The sequence below is a fragment of the Clostridium amazonense genome (assembly GCF_056431285.1).
In genome coordinates this window covers 218663-236687 of sequence record NZ_JBWKMH010000003.1, presented here as the reverse complement: position 1 = coordinate 236687, position 18025 = coordinate 218663, and the positions used below count along the sequence as shown (strand labels likewise).

Sequence of the window (18025 nt, the reverse complement as noted above, 5' to 3'; positions counted from 1 at the left end):
TTTAAACTAATTCTATTTTGTACATTGGAATTATACAAGCAATTAAAGTACCAATTTCATCGTTAGATATAAGCTTTATAATTCCTTCATGTTTTTCTATAATTAGTTTTACTATACTTAATCCAAGACCTGTACCATTGTTGTTTTTTTTATTTCTTGAATCATCACTTTGATAAAAAGCATCAAATATTCTTTCTTTTTCTTTATCTTCAATTGGACTTCCATCATTTCGTACAAATATAATTAAAGAATTTTTTCTCATTTCATCTAATTGATTTATAATATTATATCCAAGACTTACAGGTAATTTATACTGCTCTGAATATGCTCCAAGCTCAATAGTTCCTCCTAAAGGTACATATCTTAATGCATTATTTATAAGATTGTCTACAACTCTTATCATAGACTTTACTTCTACATTAACTTCTCCAATTACATTTATATTTTTTACAAGTTTAGCACCTTTAGATTCTATCAGTTCATTATAACCATAAAAAAGCATATCCATAAATTCTTCACAATCAACCTCAACTTTTTCTAGTACATATTGATTATTCAAAATTGTATATGTAAAAAGCTCATCCAACATATTTTTCATATAATCACTTTTATTTATAATTACAGATGTATATAAACCTACATCACTTTTAGATAAATTTTCATATTCCTTTAAAGCCTCTCCATATGCTCTAATTGCTGTAAGTGGCGTTTTTAAATCATGTGATATAGCAGCAATTAAATATTCTTTATCTTTTTGCTGCATTTCTAATTCCTTTTTACTTTTATCAATATCATCTTTCATCTTTAAAAAGTGATTTATTAAATCACCAATTTCATCATTTTTATTGTAATCAATTGAAATATCACTTTCCCCTTTTGCATAGAACTTCATAGCAGAAGTAAGCTTTTTTATAGGTTTTGTTAGTTTTTTATTTAAAATATACATTATAAAAATAAATAGTAATATTAATATTAAAACAAATATTGTTATAGCAATAATACATACATTATTTACATTTTCAACTAATTTGTTTCTAACTATAGTAATTTCATAAATTCCTACTATATCACCATTTAAGAAAACTGGTTTCTTTATAGTATTAGCCCTATATCCTCTTTGAAACTCATATAAATTTCTATACAAGTGTTCATTGCTTGATAGAAATACACCTTGATCATTAAATTGAGTATTAGATGAATATATTTTCGCACCTAAATTATTATATAAATCAATCTGTATCATATCCAAATCTTCATCTTTTAATATATTTAAGTTTTTATTTACTTTAATATACAAATTAGGATTTTCTAATATTTTCTCGTATTTTTGAATTTTATTTATTGAAGTCATATAATCATTAAATTCTACATTTTCACTACAATATCTAATAGCTTTATAAATTAAAAAACCTGTAATGATTGGAATTATCATAACTATTACATATGATAAAGTAAGCCATTTCTTTACTCTCATAGTATTCTTTCTCCAATAAACTTATATCCAACTCCCCATACTGTTTGTATATACTTAGGATTTTTTACATCCTCTTTTATTTTTTGTCTCAGTTCTTTAATGTGTACTGTAACTGTATTATTTCCTTCACAATTCATCTCATTCCACACATTTTCATATAATTCACTCTTTCTAAATGCATGTTGTTCGTTTTGAGCTAACAATAACAATAAGTTAAATTCCTTTGCTGTTAATTCAACTTCCTCTTCATTTATTAAAACTCTCATTTCATCTTTTATTATAGTTAACCCATCTTTATAATACCATTTTTCATTATCTATATTTATATTTCTTCCTCTTTTATATCTGTTTATCGCATTTTCAACTCTAGCTTCCAACTCTAATAGACTAAATGGTTTCACCATATAGTCATCTGCTCCTATTTTTAATCCTTTAACTTTATCAAATTCATCTTTTTTTGCACTTAATATAATAATAGGAATGTTACTTAATAATCTAACATTCTTACACACATCAAATCCATTCATCTCAGGAAGCATAATATCTAAAATAATAAGATCATAACTATTCTGTTTGAAGTCTTCTAATCCTTCTTTTCCACTAGATGCCCAATTCACATTATACTTTTCTCTTTTAAAATGATCTTTTATAATTGTTGCGATTTCTATATCATCTTCTACAATTAATATATTTCCTTTCATATTCTTATCCTCCTATACGAGATTATATAAAATACTAAGTATTTAAGTGTAAAACTTTATAAATTCTTTATAATTATACCATGTAGAAAAATATTTCTAAATTTAAAGATATTATTATAGGGTTACAATCTAAAATTTTAAATAATACATTTATCAATTGAAAAACTTTTTTTCTTTCATTGAAATTTTTATGAATAATGTTTTAACTAATTACTGCTTTATTTACTACCATTATTCTTATTTAATATTTGGAATAAATTATAAACTAAGAAGTAAGGGTGAATAGTTATAGTGGCTATTACTCACTTTCTTCCTAATATCTAAAAACTTTATTGCTCATTGTTAATTTTGTACAAAACTTTTAATTGCTTCTTCTTAATTGAAATAACATTATTTTCATTTTATATTTTTATAAAAATATAAATTAAACCTACTTATTTTAAATTCTTGGCTTTATTTAAATTTAAAACTTAAATAAAGCCAAGAATTTAATCCTGACTTTATAATGTATAAACTTTACATATCTTTATCCATATTCAAATTGCTACAGCCAAATCCAAATATATGTCTTTTCCTATATATACAAATTCCCATTAATATAGGAAATATTAATGAACTTATTAATATTGATATATAAAATCCATTTAGTATTATAGGATATATTATATTAATCATTTGAATTGTAAAATACCCATATACACCTAATGCTTTTCTTCTCAAAATTAATATAATTGATATAAACATTATAATTGAAGTAATAATTGATATGTTCAACTGTAAACTAGATAATGTTATTCCTGCTGCTTCCATTTGTTGCAATTCTGAAATTTTATCTTTAAAAACTAATGTGCTTACAACTCCAAATATAAATAGAATAAAACACACAATATGTATTATACATATTGTTAAAATCCCTGCACCTAACTTTTCTTTTTTTACATTTTCCATAAATCTTTCCCCCTCATTTGTCATAGATTTATTATATATGCAACTTATATATATTCTTGAAATTTTATACATTCTTTATAAATAAAAAAAGTAGTAAATACTTTTCTTTTAAGTATCTACTACTCTTTATCTATATGGTATTTCAGATTTTAATATTTTAACTCCATTAGAATAATGCTTATTTTCATCCATTTCAATAGGTTTATATTTTTGAATTTCTAAAAATCTTTTTAATCCTTTTGATGCCATTTGCATATTACTTTTTGGTCCTATCGTTATAGATTTTATAGGTATTCTCCCTATTTTGTTAAATCTATCCATAAGTGCAATTTGTATATATGGTACAATAACACCATTTCTATTTGTAAACATAACTAATTTGCTATAACTTTTTTTGTTAAGAGTGTATACTAACCTATACTCCTCCTCTTGTTCAAATCCTGGATGCTTAAATATATTCATAAAATGAATCAATGTTTTTAAAGCTTCCCTTCTTATAACATTTCTTGCTGTACTATCTAACTCTATATCATCATTAAAAGAATAATTTAATGCTTCAATTAATTCTTTTAAGATTACTTTTTGCTTTTTTACATCATAAATAACTTTTCCAAAAGATTTACTATCTAAACAGTTTTCTAAATCATAGGCTTCTTCATTTGAATTTATTATACTTATATATCTTCTCTTAGAAGCTGTTTCAAATACTTCTTGCATATTCATTTCAATATTATAGCCTTCAAAATTAGTATAATTTCCCCAAAGAGCAATAGAATCTTTATTTATGGAAAAACTTAAAATAAATTTATACTTTAATGATTGCTCTATCATTCTTTTTAATAAGTTTATATTCATATACTTTTTATCTAAGGTTTCGTATATTTTTTCAATAATTCCAATACTATACAATATTTCTTCTCTATCATTTAAAAATTCACTATTTGTAAGTCTCAACGATTTTTTTTCTAAAATTTCATATAATGCATTAATATTTGTATAATGATATACTTTTACACCATCTAAATTGTTATCTGTATAAAAATGCTTAAAAATATCTTCACCTAATTCAGTATAAAGTTTATTGAAGTCCTCCATAAAAGCACCTCCTATAGGGTTCCAAGTTTGAAGTTTAAATAACATTTTTATCAAGTGATATTATTAAGCTTACAGTTTATTCTATTATAATATTTGGAACCAATTAACAGTTAACAATTAACAATGATGGTTAATATTATTCACCTTTGTTCCTAATATTTATGAATAGAATTCCATAAAAACTACGTTTCTATATTGTTTTCAATCTAATTTGCTTAGCAAATTATCATAAAATTTGATTCAAATAAACTGAGACTTCAGTTTTATCCTTCATTGTTAATTGTTCATCGTTAATTGTTAATTTTGTATAATACTTTAAATTGCTCTTTCTCAACTGAAACATGAATAACTTAGAGTTTAAACTTAAATTTCTAAATTAATCTACATATAAATCTTTTGCATTTTCATTAAATATATTCAAGTGAATTTTATAATTTTCTTTACTAACTATTTTTTTATAATAAATCTTTCCACTATTTATTTTATGCTCCTCATTAGAACCTATGAATATATTACAATTTTCACAAGTATATATTTCATTTATATTTTTTATTCCTTCTAATGTAGACAATTGAAACTCTTTTCCCTGTTCAAATATTGCTTTTTGTAAATTTTCTTTACATTTAGGACAAATGCACTTAGATGTTTCAAATTTACTATGAAGTTTAGAAAATTTATATGTATTTTGATCTTCTTCTATATTTAAATCAATTAAAACAAAAGGTCCTGCACTCTTAGCTATTTCACCTTCTATTTTCTTCCCATACTTTTCATTAATTATCCATGAATGATTTTCTTTTAAAAATTCTATAACACTTTTCCAATCACTATTATAATCTAAAAAGCTCTTTAAAATTAAATCTTCCATACTTGAACTAAACATTATTGGTCTATACATTTCTACAAATACTAATAGTATTCTTTGATCTACTTCACTAGATAAAGGTTCATAATACCTCTTTAATATAACAGCTGCTACATACTCAAAACATTTATCATCAAAAGTTGCCTCTAATTTTGTAATATTATAAAACCAATTATACGTTTTATCTGATAAAGCTTTTATTTGTTCCTTCTTTAAATTCTTACAATAATCCAAAAAATTTTTTTGCTTAAAAGTGTATTGTGTCATTTTCATTAACTCCTTGTTTAATATAGTATATGGGGTTCCAAGTTCAAATTCAAAGTAATCTCTTTCTCAAATGATATTATTTATTCTATTATCATGGTTGGAACCAATTAACAGTTAGCAATTAACAATGATAATGTTTTATTTGAACTTCAAATAAAATTAATATAATATTTATCCATAAAAAGTTCATTTTGGAGAATAAATTCCCCATTATAATATTCTTACTAACCATAGTTTTAATAGTAAATATAACTATTACTTTGAATATTTTATAAAATTTATTTTTCAGCTTTTAACCCTATAGTTTATTTTTTATTTGTGCACCATTTACCGCAGAAATTTGCTTTTTTTCTGCAAACAACTTTATTGCTACTGCAATTTGGGCATTTATATCTATCATTTTCATAGTTTATACTATAAATTTCTCCACATTCCATACATTTAAATTTACACATATTAGTTGTATAATTTCCCCCAGCTATCTTAATAGCCTTCCCCTCTGTCAAAGCTAAAGCTACTTTTTCCCTAGCACTTTCAATTATATTTTGAAATGTTTGTCTAGATACTTCCATTTTTTTAGCACAATCTTCTTGATTCAATTTTTCTATATCTTTAAGCCTCATGGCTTCTAATTCTTCTACTTTTAATGTAACTTCTTCAAGCTGACATTTAGATTTTCCAAAAGGTATAAAATAGTTATTTTCTGGAAAACTTTCAACTTTTCTAATTTTTATTGGTCTAACCATAACCTTTATTTAAAATCCTCCTATTTTTATAAAATTACTTCTTTTATAGCATATCATATATTTTATTACTATCCCAAACATTTAAATTATAAACTTTTTCAAATTATAAAAGCTGTATTAAAATAATACAATATTATTCTAATACAGCTCCTTCTTATGAAAATTTTATATTATTTATATCTAAATTATATGTTACATCTTTTCTTTCAACTATAACATTTATCTTTTCTGATATTTCCTTATTATTTATTACTTTACCTAAAAGCTCTTTAGTTGGATTTATTGCATATGGAGTTCCAACTAATTCGAACATTGTATAATCTCCAGATGTGTCACCATAAGCAAAACTTTTTTCAAGATCTATATTATATTTTTCAATTAGCTCATTTATTGCATTTTCTTTACTAACAGAATCCCACATTGGAATTATTTCTCCTGTATATGTATCATTTTCATCTTTTAAATATATAGATCCTCTAAAATCATCCATATTATATTTATTAGACATTTCTCTTACAAGTTCTATTGGTGAACCAGATATAGCTATAACTTTATGTCCTTGTTCTTTATGCCACTTTATTCTTTCCCTTGTAAAAGTATACACTCTATCACCTTTTTGCTCTATAACTTTTTTAGCTATATATTCAATGTGATGCCTATCTATTCCTTTTATTGCTTCTACATAAATATCTACCATTTTTAATAAATAATCATCATAGTCACCTTGTCTTTTGTCCCATTTTAGAAATGCTGGTCTAACATCTCTATACCATTTTTTCTCTTCTACCAATTCATATTTTATTATTTTTTTAAAAACCTCTGTTATTAATCCTTCTCTATAAATAGTACCATCTATATCAAAAAATGCTGCTATATTTTTCATTTCTAAATTCTCCCCTCATATTTTATCGATTTAATAAATTTTATCACATATTTTCAAAAATACAATTATTTATATTATTAAACTTTAAAATTAAAATAAATTTACAAATTATTTATAATTTATTTAGTTTTGATAATATTTTTTTATTATTGAACTATTTTAACATTAATATTATAATCATATTATGACTAAAATGGAATTATTATGTACAGATGTTCTTGATTTTTTATAAATCGTTCATATTCAATTAACATTAGGAGGAAATTTTATGTTCTCATTATTGAAAAATAAAAAATTTAAAAATGACAGTAATGAAACTGCCGTTAAAATTGAAACATTAGACTCTTCTATAAATAATTTTGATTTTTCTTCTTATAATCAAAAAATTTCTTTAACTAAATTAAACAAAAGAGTAGAGGAATCTTATTTTTCTATTGAAAACCTTATAAGGTCTATAAATTCTATAAATTCTGCTGTAAATGAACAAGCAAAATCCATAAATACAGTTATACAAGAATTTGAAAATTACTCTGCTCTTGCAGAAGAAATTTCAGCAAGCATATCTACATCAACTGAACAATCTGAAGAAACTATAACTAAAGTTGATATAGGTATAAATTCTATTTCCAAAACAATAGATGCTATGTTTAATATTATTAAATCCGTAACTTACATAAAAGATGAAGTTACTACATTAAATAATAAAATAGAAAACATCAATGATATATTAGTTCAAATGAAACAAATTTCAAAACAAACCAATCTCTTAGCTTTAAATGCATCTATAGAATCTGCTAGAGCTGGAGAATATGGTAAAAGCTTTGGTGTTGTTGCAAATGAAGTTAAAAATCTAGCAACTCAAAGTCAAAGCTTTGTTGAAAATATTGAAAATATAATTTCAGAAATAAATTTAAGTGTTAATAATACATCACAAACTATTAAGGACAGTGATAAATTAATTAATGATGGTATAAATTTAGCTCAAGATACTACTACATCATTTAATGATATATCTAATGCAACTAAAAATACTCAACTTATAATAAAGGAAATAAGTGATTCTATTGAAGATCAATTAAAATCTGTAGACTATATAGCTAATTGTACAAATGATATGAAAGATATATCTGAAAAAGCTTTTGGACTTATAGAAAATTCTATGATTAATTCTCAATTTGCTAAAACTTCAGTTGATTCATTTGTAAACCTTTGTACAAATATAAATATTAAAGATTGCTCTAATTTAAGTAAACCTAAAACAAAACTAAGAACTTCTTTAAAAGTTTGTAATCTTCCACTAGATGCAGCATTAACATATAGTGTTGACGAAGCCATAGTTCTTTTCAATGTATGCTCTCAACTTCTAATTCAAAGACATACCTCTGAAGTAAGTGCAGGCATAGCAAAAACTTGGTACTTAAATGATGATAATTTAACTTGGAGTTTTAAACTTAAAGATAATGTAAAATTTCATGATGGAAGTAAATTAACTGCTAATGATGTTAAATTTTCTTTTGAAAGACTATGCGATCCAAAATTAAATGCAGCTAATCATTGGTTATTATCTTCAATAGAAGGTGTAGATGATTTTAAATCTGGAAAATCTAATCATATAAGTGGAATAAAAATTATTGATAATTACACTATAGATATAAAATTAAGTTACTCATATTCTGGTTTTTTAAAGAATTTAACTCAAGTATCTTGTTCAATTTATAGTGAAAATGCATTTAAAACAAATAAGAAACTTGTGGCTTGTGGTGCATATGAGATAACTTCAAAATCATCAAATAGATTAACTTTAGAAGCCTTTGAGGATTACTATGGCGGACGCGCTTATGTAGATGAAATTGAAATTGTAGATGAAGATAAAACTATTGCTGAATTAATAAATGAAGACAAAATAGATTTTCATAAAATAGCTACACTTAATAAGAAAATTCTATCATTATGTGATGAACATCAAGATTTAAAATTAAACGTATTTCCATCACTACTAACTAATATGTATTTCATAAACTTTAAAAAGAACAGTATTTTTTCAAACAATAATTTAGTTAGACAAGCTCTTAACTACGCAATAGATAAAAGTGCTTTAATAAAAACATTAGCTAGTGATAATGCTGAATTCTTTAAATCTATATTTCCTAAGGCTATCTTAGATTTTAATGGTAGTGAAATTTTTAGTTATAACCCACAAAAAGCTAAAGAACTTTTAACTAAATCTGGTTATTCAAAAAGTAAAGATAAACTTAAAATATTATGCTCAAAAGAAGATTCCTACGCTGATGGAATAATAAAATATTTAGAAGCTGCTGGATTTGCTTGCGAAAGACTTATAGTTGAAAGAAATCTTCTTTCTGATCCTAATACTTATATAAAAGCTGATTTATTTCCAGCTAACTGGATAGCTGATACTGGTGATGCAGATAACTATTTAAGACCACTATTTAGCAAAAATGAAACTTTCTATAAACATGGTTATGATAGTGAAAGAGCAAATGAACTTATGGATCAGGCTGCTAGATGCATAATTCCTGATAAAAGGTATGAAATTTATAAGGACCTTAATACCACAATACTTGATGATTGTCCAGCTATTTTCTTATTTAATCCTAAATGTGGTATTATATATAACTCTAAAAAAGCTAAAAATATAATAATCAATCCAATAAATAATATTTTAATGGATGATATAATCGTAGAATAAAATGCACTTTATAAAAATAAGTTATGACTGAAATTAACTTCAATCATAACTTATTTTATATAATAGTATTCTTTTTAGTTTCTGATTTTTTCCACATAAATACAACTAAACATCCACTTAATAAGCCTAATATGGTTCCTACTAAAACATCACTTGGATAATGAACATAAACATATAATCTTGAAAAAGCCATAGTTGTAGCAAATCCATAAATTAAAACTGCATATTTTTTAAAATAATAACTAAGAACTACAGCACATGCAAAAGATGAACCTGAATGTCCTGATGGAAAAGAATATGATGTTGGTTTCTTAATTAATAGCTGTGACTGTGGAATATTTACACACGGCCTTGGTCTTTCAAACAAATGTTTTAATATTCCCTCTCCTAGTACAGTAACTAAAATTAATGCTATTAAACTATATGCTCCTACTTTTCTATACTTTTTATTTATAATTAACGCTATTGATATTATTATCCATATTAATCCCATATTTCCCATAGAAGTTATAGCTATCATAATCTTATCTAAAACTTTATTATGCATATTATTTTGTATAAAATTTAAAATAGTATTATCCATCATTTGAATATAATGCATTTTTAACCTCCTAATTCTAATGTATGTATCTTATTATATCTTGTCCTGTTAATATTAGTAAAGTTACTTAAGTTTATTAATATTAAAAATAGAACTAAATAATTACTTAGTTCTATTTCTATATTGACATTTTTTCTATATTTTAAACATATTAATCTGTTCATCTAATTTCCTAGATAAACTTTGACTTTCATCTGATTGACATGAAATTTCCTCTACTGATGCTAATTGTTCTTCAGTACATGCTAAAACCTCTTGTGTACTTTGAGATGTTTTTTCTGATAATATTGAAATCTCACTTATTGCACTATTTATTTTTTCTTTACTTTCCTCCATATTATTGGCATGTTCCCTTACATCTTTTAAATATCCAACTAATTTTTTAATTTCTACAGATGTATTATTAAATATTTCTGTAGTCTTAGATACTGCCTCTTCTTGTGAATTTACAGCATTACCTATGCCCTCTATAGAATCAACTGCATCCTTTACTTTATATTGAATATTTCCTATTAAATCTTGAATATTATTAGTTGCATTAGAAGTATCCTCTGATAATTTTCTAATCTCCTCTGCAACTACTGAGAATCCTCTTCCTACCTCCCCTGCTCTTGCAGCTTCAATGCTTGCATTAAGTGCTAATAAATTTGTTTGCTTTGCAATATTATTTATGATATCTATTATATATTGAGCATTATCTGCTGAACTATTTACATCTTTTATAATACTAGTTATATTACTTATTTTTCCTATACCTAGTTTACTTTCATACTCCAAATTTTTTACAATTTCTAATCCCTGAACTCCAAGCAACTCTGTTCTATTAGAAATTTCAATAGACTCTTCTAAATGTTCTATTGTTTCACTTATTTCATTTTCAAGAGTTTCAGATTTGTTTACTATATCATCAATATATACAACTTGTTCACTGCTTTTTTGTGTTATATTTTCCATAGATATAGCTATTTCCTTTACAGCTCTTTCAGAATCATCAGTTATAGACGATAATGTACTTGAAGAATGAAATAAAACTTCACAAGCATCTTTTAGTTCATTTATTAGGTTAACAGTATTCTTTTTCATACTTAATGCTGACTTATAAATCAATCCAATCTCATCTTTTGAATGTACTAAATTCTCATCCATTTCTTTACTATAATCGCCTTCTGACATATATCTCAAATTGTTAGCTATTAAAACTAATGGTTTCAATCTTTTTCTAATAATATAAGATAATATTACTGTACATATAATTATAATTACTATGGCTAATCCTACAGTGTTTATTATACTCTTTTTAACTGTCTTTTCTAATCTTCCAAAAGACATTTGTACTTCAATTCCACCAATATACTCATCATTTACTTCTAGTGGCAATACTATCTCATATGTATTAGCCTTTAATTTGTCACTAAACTTTATATTTTTATATTCTTTCTTATTTTTAATAGCTTCCTCAACAAATTTATTTTCATATTTTTCTCCATTATCATCATCACTTCCAGCTATTTGTATCATATTAGTATCTAATACTCCTACATACAATATTTCATCGCTTTTTGCAGCATTTTTAGAAACTGTATCCATATTAATCTTACTTCTAATATTCATTAAATTTTCTACATCTGTTCCAACTTGAACAAAATATCCATTTTTTAAAGCTACTCCAACAAACTTAACTCTTTTTCCTTCAAGTATACTTTCTCTTATTTCTTCCACACAAACTGTCTTCTTCCCCTCAAATAAACTATTCATTTCATGATCATCTTTAAAACTAAACCCTATAGCTTTTTCATTATTGCTGTATATAACATTTTTAGTTTTATCTATTATACTTATATATGTTACCTTAGCACTATTAGCTAATTCCTTAAGCTTTTCATTATTTATAGTTTTAAAATCCATAAATTCACAACTATATGCTACAGCTAAGCTTTTTTCATTTAAACTTTCATTTAAAGTTTCATCAATTATGTAACTATCCTTTATCTTGTTTCTAACATCTTCTGCTATTCTATACCCAGCATTTTGTATCATACCTTTTAAATTTGACTTTAATTTAACAACATTAACCGTAGTTAACATTACAATTGCTAACACAATAAAAAAATTGGTTAATATTATAATGCTCTTCCTCATAGAGATTTTTTCTTTTTTTAATTTCATACTCCCAATCCCTCCACACATTTCAATTGATATTGATTATCAATACCATTTTATATTCAAAACTCATTTCAGTCAAATATTTTTTAACAATACTTCATTTTGAATACATCTATACCTATTTTTTACTGACTTTTGTATGATTTTTTTATATTTACTACCTGTTTTTTAAGATATCCTCAATTTCATGTAATATAAATTACCTAAATAATATTTCTATTTTAAAAATATTCTTGACATTCTCTATTTTCTTTGATATTATAATTAACAATTATTATAAATATCAGCGATGATAAGAAGAGTAGATTATTATATTTTTTTACAGAGAGCTTTAATTGGTGAGAAGAAGCAAAAAATTTTTAATTGAAGCAAGTCTTTGAGCTTCACATTGGAACTTTTAGGGATAGTGTGACAGGAGCTCCTGTTATAGAGCTAGAGTATCACTTTAAATAAATCTATTTATTTATTGCCGTACTTGAAGAGGTTAATATGGCAACATATTAATAAACTGGGGTGGCACCGCGAATTATATCTCTCGTCCCCAAGACTTTAAAATAGTCTTGGGGGTGAGAGTTTTTTTATTTTACTTTAAATATATATTGTTTTATTATTAGGAGGTTTTAAAATGTGTGATAATAATATTAATTCAAATTTTATGCATAAAATAATTGATGATGATTTAAATATAAACTATTATGATAGAGATATTTGTACTAGATTTCCACCTGAACCTAATGGTTACCTTCACATTGGAAGTGCTTATGCTATAAATATAAGCTACTCTATAGCAAAAAAATATAAAGGAAATTTTAATTTACGTCTTGATGATACTAACCCTTTAAAAGAAGATATTGAATATGTTAATTCTATAATTGAGGACATGAATTGGCTTGGCTTTTCTCCTAATGAAAGAATTTTCTATGGTTCTGATTATTATGATAAAATTTATAATTATGCCGTAAAACTTATAGAAAAAGGAAAAGCTTATGTTTGTGATTTAAGTCCTGAAGAAATAAAAGAATATAGGGGTACTTTAACTGAACCTGGCAAAGATAGTCCATACAGAAATAGAAGTATTGAAGAAAACTTAGACTTGTTTAAAAGAATGAAAAATGGAGAATTTGAAAATTCAACTAAAACATTAAGAGCAAAAATAGATATGTCATCACCTAATATAAATTTTAGGGACCCTGTAATCTACAGAATATTGCATGCATCTCATTACAGAACTAATAACGATTGGTGTATTTATCCAATGTATGACTTTGCTCATCCATTACAAGATGCTATTGAAGGAATTACACATTCTCTATGCTCAATGGAATTTAAAGATCATAGACCATTATATGAATGGTTTTTAAATGAGTTAGATTTCTCTCTCCCTCCAAAACAAAGAGAGTTTGGTAGATTAAATCTAACAGGAGTTGTAACTAGTAAACGTTATTTAAAAGAACTTGTTTTTAATAACTATGTAGATGGTTGGGATGATCCTAGACTTCCAACTATTCAAGGATTAAGACGTAGAGGTTTTACTCCTGAAAGTATTAAAAATTTTGTAAATGAAATTGGTGTATCTAAAAATCAAAGTACTGTTGACATTTCAATGCTTGAACATTGCTTAAGAGAAGATTTAAAACCTAAAGTTGAAAGTCGTATGGTAGTATTAAATCCATTAAAAGTTGTTATAACTAATTATGATGAAGATAGTAGTGAATTATTAGAAATTGAAAATAATGTTGAAAATCCAGAACTAGGTAAAAGACTTGTACCTTTTTCAAAAATAATTTATATAGAAAAAGATGATTTCATGGAAAATCCTATAAAAGGATTTAAAAGACTTTCTCCTGATATTGAAGTTAGATTAAAGGGAGCTTATTTTATTAAATGTAATAAAGTTATAAAAGATGAAAATGGTGATATTATAGAACTTCATTGCACATATGATCCAAAAACCAAGAGTGGAACTGGCTTTAATGAACGTAAAGTAAAAAGTACTATTCACTGGGTTTCTAAGAATAATGGAATAAAAGCAGAAATTCATCTTTATGATAAACTTTTATTAGATGATACTTTACTAAAAGACTCTTCTAAAACTTGGAATGAAAAATTAAATCCAAATTCTTTAGTTGTATTAAAAGATTGTATTGTTGAATCATCTTTAAAAGATTCAAACTTAGAAGATAAATTTCAATTTATTCGTCATGGATATTTTTGTGTAGATAAAAAGTACTCTACTTCTGAAAACTTAGTATTTAATAGAATTGTCTCACTAAAAGATTCATGGAAAAATAAGAAATAACTTTAATAAAAAAATGTTAACTTAAAAATAAGTTAACATTTTTTTATTTAATAATATCATAGAATTTTAATCTCATCTTAAAACTTATTAATTACAAAACTTATATAACATTAATAATTGAATTAGTTTTAAAAATGTGGATCTATCTCTTCTCTTTGAATTTTTTTTAAATCTTTTAATCTTAAACGAGTTTCAGTCATTATACTATTCCAGTCTTCACCATCTATTATCATTTGTTTTGCTTTTTTATAAGATTGATTTTTTTGCTCTCTATTCATTTCTACCTCCACAATAATAATATTTATAATCTTATTATTGTTTTTAATAGACTATTTTATTCTAGCTAAAAATTTTTTAGCCTAAATAAACAACTTAAATTCAAGCTTGGAAACGTATATAGGAATCCAGTTTGAAACTTTAAGTTACTCATGTTTCAGTTGAGAATTTTAACTCTAAGTTTTAATCTATATTTTTAAAATTGACAACAGACAGTGTTAGATATTAGGAACAAAGTGAGTAATATCAACCATAACTTTTCACTCTTCACTCTTACTTCTTACTTAGTTCCAAATACAAAAACAGGAATAAATTGTAATGTTGCTAGTATCATTTAATAAAAATATTACTTTAAATTTGAGCTTGGAACCCTATATATTCTTACTTATTTTATGTATTGTAAAAAATCCTGAAATTAATAGTACTATAGATATAATTTCCCTACCTATCTCTGTAAAACCAGGAAATATTTCAACCACTGAACCTAATATAAATCCTAAAATTAACATATATGTTTGACTTGGATATTTTTTAAGTAATTTTTCTATTCCTCTTGCTGTAAGAAGTGTTCCTACTACTACACCTAATCCAATTGGTAGTATAATACTAAAATTCATTTTTGCAACTGCTTCCATAGTAGTATTATAAAGGCCTAATATTAAAAGAACAAAAGATCCACTTATTCCTGGTAATATAAGGGCTATGGCAACTACAATTCCACCTACAAATAACCATATGAAATTAATTACTGTTATTTGATTGATTATTGAAGATTTATCTTCATAATTTCCACTCATAATTAAAACTATAATTATTCCTAGGATTAAATATAGTATATTACTTTTTCCCTTATTATCTTCCACTGCTTTTTTATATATTATTGGAACTCCACCTAAAATAATTCCTGTAAATAAATATCCCATTTCAATATTATACTTATCTATTATAGTTGTTATTATATTACTAAATAAAAATATTCCAACTATTGCACCTAGCCCTACCTGTAATAAGATTTTATACTGATTTTTAAAATCTTTTAAAATATTATTAATAGCATGTATTAAATCATCATAAATTCCAAGTATTATAGCTATAGTTCCACCACTAACACCTGGTACTATTTGAGAGATACTTATAGCAACTCCCTTAAAAAAATTAGAAATAAATCTCATATTTCACCTCTATATTCACTTTAAAATTTATTCATATTAATTAATATAACCTCAAATTATTAATATAAATATACTAATATTTATATTTAACAAAAACTTAACCTTATATTGTTTTTTACTAGTAAATTTTTTTTAAATTTAGATTACATATTAATAATTTTGTAAACTTTTATTTTTTTTTATAATATTGGAAGATTTTATATTAAATTTTTGTTATTTATGTCGATAATATATTTAGATTTTTATTACATCTAAGGGGGATATATGCATAAGTATTGTTTAGTAAAAATCGAAGACATTGATACATGCAATATTACATCTGGTATACTTGAAAATTTTTATAACAAAACTTTGGTAATTTCTACTGAAAATTGCCATAGTCTATCATTAAACACTCAATATTTCATACATATTATTTCTGAAGAAAGCGGAATATCAACATATGAAGCTACTCTTAATGAAATTTCTGATAATAAATTGTTTTTTAATAGTGCTATATTTTTGTTTTCGAAGGAAAGAAGAGATTCTAATAGGGTTTTGGTAAATATTTCTCTGAAGGTTTTCGAAGTATATGTTGGTAATAATGTTTTTGCTTTAAGTAAACCAATTTTAATGACTGCTAAAAACTTAAGTATAAATGGTGTATTATTACAATGTTCTTTAGATTTACCAAGCACCTCTATATTTATTTTAAAATTTCCTATTAATAATAAATCCATAAATCTTACTGCAAACTGTAAAAGAAAGTTTTTTAAACAAAGTATGTATTATTATGGATGTCAATTCAAACTAGAAAGTGAATTTGATGAAATGTTATTAGGAAAATTTATATTAAAAAATAAATTGATTCAATCAAAATATAAAAATTTATTATAAATATAGATAAATACATTTCAACTTATCAATTTTTTAAAAGTCTTATAAATGTATACGTTTTATGAGATTTTTGAATAAATAGAAATAGCCTAGAAAACTTTTTATATTTAAGTTTTCTAGGCTATTTTTATTATATTAATTAATAATAAAATTTATTTATTATTAACACCTTCCCAATCCTTTAAGAATTTTTCTATTCCTGAATCAGTTAATGGGTGTTTAGTCATTTGTTTTAATACATTAAGTGGAACTGTTGCTATATGAGCTCCTACTCTTGCTGCTTTTGTAACGTGCATTGGATTTCTTATACTTGCTGCAATTATTTCTGTTTCAATTCCATGCATATCAAATATATCTACTATTTCTTCTATTAAATTTAGTCCTTCCATTCCAATATCATCTAATCTACCTAAGAAAGGGCTTACATATGTAGCTCCTGCTCTTGCTGCAAGTAATGCTTGTGCCGCTGAAAATATTAATGTAACATTTGTTTTTATTCCTTTTTCAGTTAATATTTTAGTAGCTTTTAATCCTTCTTGACACATAGGAATTTTTATAACTATGTTTTTATGTATTTTCACTAACTCTAAAGCTTCTTTAACCATTTCATCAGAATTTAAGCTTATTACTTCTGCACTTATAGGTCCATCTACTATTGATGTAATTTCCTTTATAACTTCTTTAAAATCTCTTCCTGATTTAGCTATTAAAGATGGGTTTGTTGTAACTCCACAAATTATTCCCATATCATTAGCTTCTTTTATTTCTTCTGTTATAGCTGTATCTATAAATAATTTCATATATATTTCACACCTTTCAATAAATTTACTTTGTAATTATATCATATTATCTTAATCTAGTATATCCTTACAAAGTTTCATTTAAACTCATATCTATAAAGTTATAATCTTATTTTTTATTTGAATATAATAAAAATAAAAGTGGATTC

15 protein-coding genes and 1 other annotated feature are annotated in these 18025 nt (G+C 24.5%); of the genes, 3 read left to right on the top strand and 12 right to left on the bottom strand.

All coding sequences use genetic code 11. The features are described from left to right. Position 1 precedes the first annotated feature (1 nt). From AC07E4_RS01930 to AC07E4_RS01900, 7 genes are all read right to left on the bottom strand, one after another. Positions 2-1474 (bottom strand): HAMP domain-containing sensor histidine kinase, encoded by a 1473-nt coding sequence (locus tag AC07E4_RS01930; RefSeq protein WP_040327825.1) that lies wholly within the window; start codon positions 1472-1474, stop codon positions 2-4. Next, positions 1471-2175, bottom strand: coding sequence for a response regulator transcription factor (locus tag AC07E4_RS01925; protein WP_430830320.1), 705 nt, complete (start codon positions 2173-2175; stop codon positions 1471-1473). Before AC07E4_RS01925 ends, AC07E4_RS01930 begins: the two co-directional genes overlap by 4 nt. A 516-nt stretch (positions 2176-2691) precedes the next feature. Continuing rightward, a complete protein-coding gene (locus AC07E4_RS01920) occupies positions 2692-3123 on the bottom strand; it encodes a hypothetical protein (protein WP_040327829.1) in 432 nt (143 codons plus the stop codon). A 126-nt stretch (positions 3124-3249) separates the two neighbouring features. Continuing rightward, a complete protein-coding gene (locus AC07E4_RS01915) occupies positions 3250-4218 on the bottom strand; it encodes a DUF2971 domain-containing protein (RefSeq protein WP_040327830.1) in 969 nt (322 codons plus the stop codon). A 376-nt stretch (positions 4219-4594) separates the two neighbouring features. Next, on the bottom strand, positions 4595-5350 hold the full coding sequence (locus AC07E4_RS01910; RefSeq protein ID WP_040327831.1) for a hypothetical protein: 756 nt from the start codon (positions 5348-5350) through the stop codon (positions 4595-4597). 305 nt (positions 5351-5655) lie between these two features. Then, complete coding sequence (locus tag AC07E4_RS01905; RefSeq protein ID WP_040327833.1) at positions 5656-6096, bottom strand: DUF134 domain-containing protein; 441 nt, start codon at positions 6094-6096, stop codon at positions 5656-5658. Between the two features lie 154 nt (positions 6097-6250). Next, entirely contained in the window at positions 6251-6979 is a 729-nt protein-coding gene (locus tag AC07E4_RS01900) for an HAD-IB family hydrolase (RefSeq protein WP_040327835.1), read from the bottom strand. A 268-nt stretch (positions 6980-7247) separates the two neighbouring features. On the opposite strand from AC07E4_RS01900, the gene AC07E4_RS01895 reads away from it, so the two are divergent. Next, positions 7248-9689 carry an ABC transporter substrate-binding protein gene (locus AC07E4_RS01895; protein ID WP_040327837.1) on the top strand — a complete coding sequence of 814 codons (2442 nt, stop codon included), beginning with the start codon at positions 7248-7250 and terminating at the stop codon, positions 9687-9689. A 55-nt stretch (positions 9690-9744) separates the two neighbouring features. On the opposite strand, the gene AC07E4_RS01890 is transcribed toward AC07E4_RS01895, so the two are convergent. Together AC07E4_RS01890 and AC07E4_RS01885 are read right to left on the bottom strand one after the other, a co-directional pair. Next, positions 9745-10290, bottom strand: a complete 546-nt coding sequence (locus tag AC07E4_RS01890; RefSeq protein ID WP_430830318.1) for a phosphatase PAP2 family protein — start codon at positions 10288-10290, stop codon at positions 9745-9747. 135 nt (positions 10291-10425) lie between these two features. Next, entirely contained in the window at positions 10426-12456 is a 2031-nt protein-coding gene (locus AC07E4_RS01885; protein WP_040327841.1) for a methyl-accepting chemotaxis protein, read from the bottom strand. A gap of 277 nt (positions 12457-12733) precedes the next feature. After that, positions 12734-12999, top strand: a binding site (T-box leader). A gap of 79 nt (positions 13000-13078) precedes the next feature. Here AC07E4_RS01885 and AC07E4_RS01880 point away from each other — a divergent pair. Next, a complete protein-coding gene (locus tag AC07E4_RS01880; protein WP_040327844.1) occupies positions 13079-14752 on the top strand; it encodes a glutamine--tRNA ligase/YqeY domain fusion protein in 1674 nt (557 codons plus the stop codon). Between the two features lie 128 nt (positions 14753-14880). Here the strand turns inward: AC07E4_RS01880 and AC07E4_RS01875 are convergent, their stop codons facing one another. Together AC07E4_RS01875 and AC07E4_RS01870 are read right to left on the bottom strand one after the other, a co-directional pair. Continuing rightward, a complete protein-coding gene (locus AC07E4_RS01875; RefSeq protein ID WP_187372132.1) occupies positions 14881-15030 on the bottom strand; it encodes a hypothetical protein in 150 nt (49 codons plus the stop codon). A gap of 369 nt (positions 15031-15399) precedes the next feature. Beyond that, the gene (locus AC07E4_RS01870; protein ID WP_040327846.1) at positions 15400-16200 is read right to left on the bottom strand and encodes a DUF368 domain-containing protein; all 801 of its coding nucleotides are present in this window, start codon (positions 16198-16200) and stop codon (positions 15400-15402) included. 264 nt (positions 16201-16464) lie between these two features. On the opposite strand from AC07E4_RS01870, the gene AC07E4_RS01865 reads away from it, so the two are divergent. Continuing rightward, the gene (locus tag AC07E4_RS01865) at positions 16465-17076 is read left to right on the top strand and encodes a PilZ domain-containing protein (protein ID WP_478215610.1); all 612 of its coding nucleotides are present in this window, start codon (positions 16465-16467) and stop codon (positions 17074-17076) included. A 152-nt stretch (positions 17077-17228) separates the two neighbouring features. Here the strand turns inward: AC07E4_RS01865 and fsa are convergent, their stop codons facing one another. After that, entirely contained in the window at positions 17229-17876 is a 648-nt protein-coding gene (fsa, locus tag AC07E4_RS01860; RefSeq protein WP_040327848.1) for a fructose-6-phosphate aldolase, read from the bottom strand. Between the last annotated feature and the right edge of the window lie 149 nt (positions 17877-18025).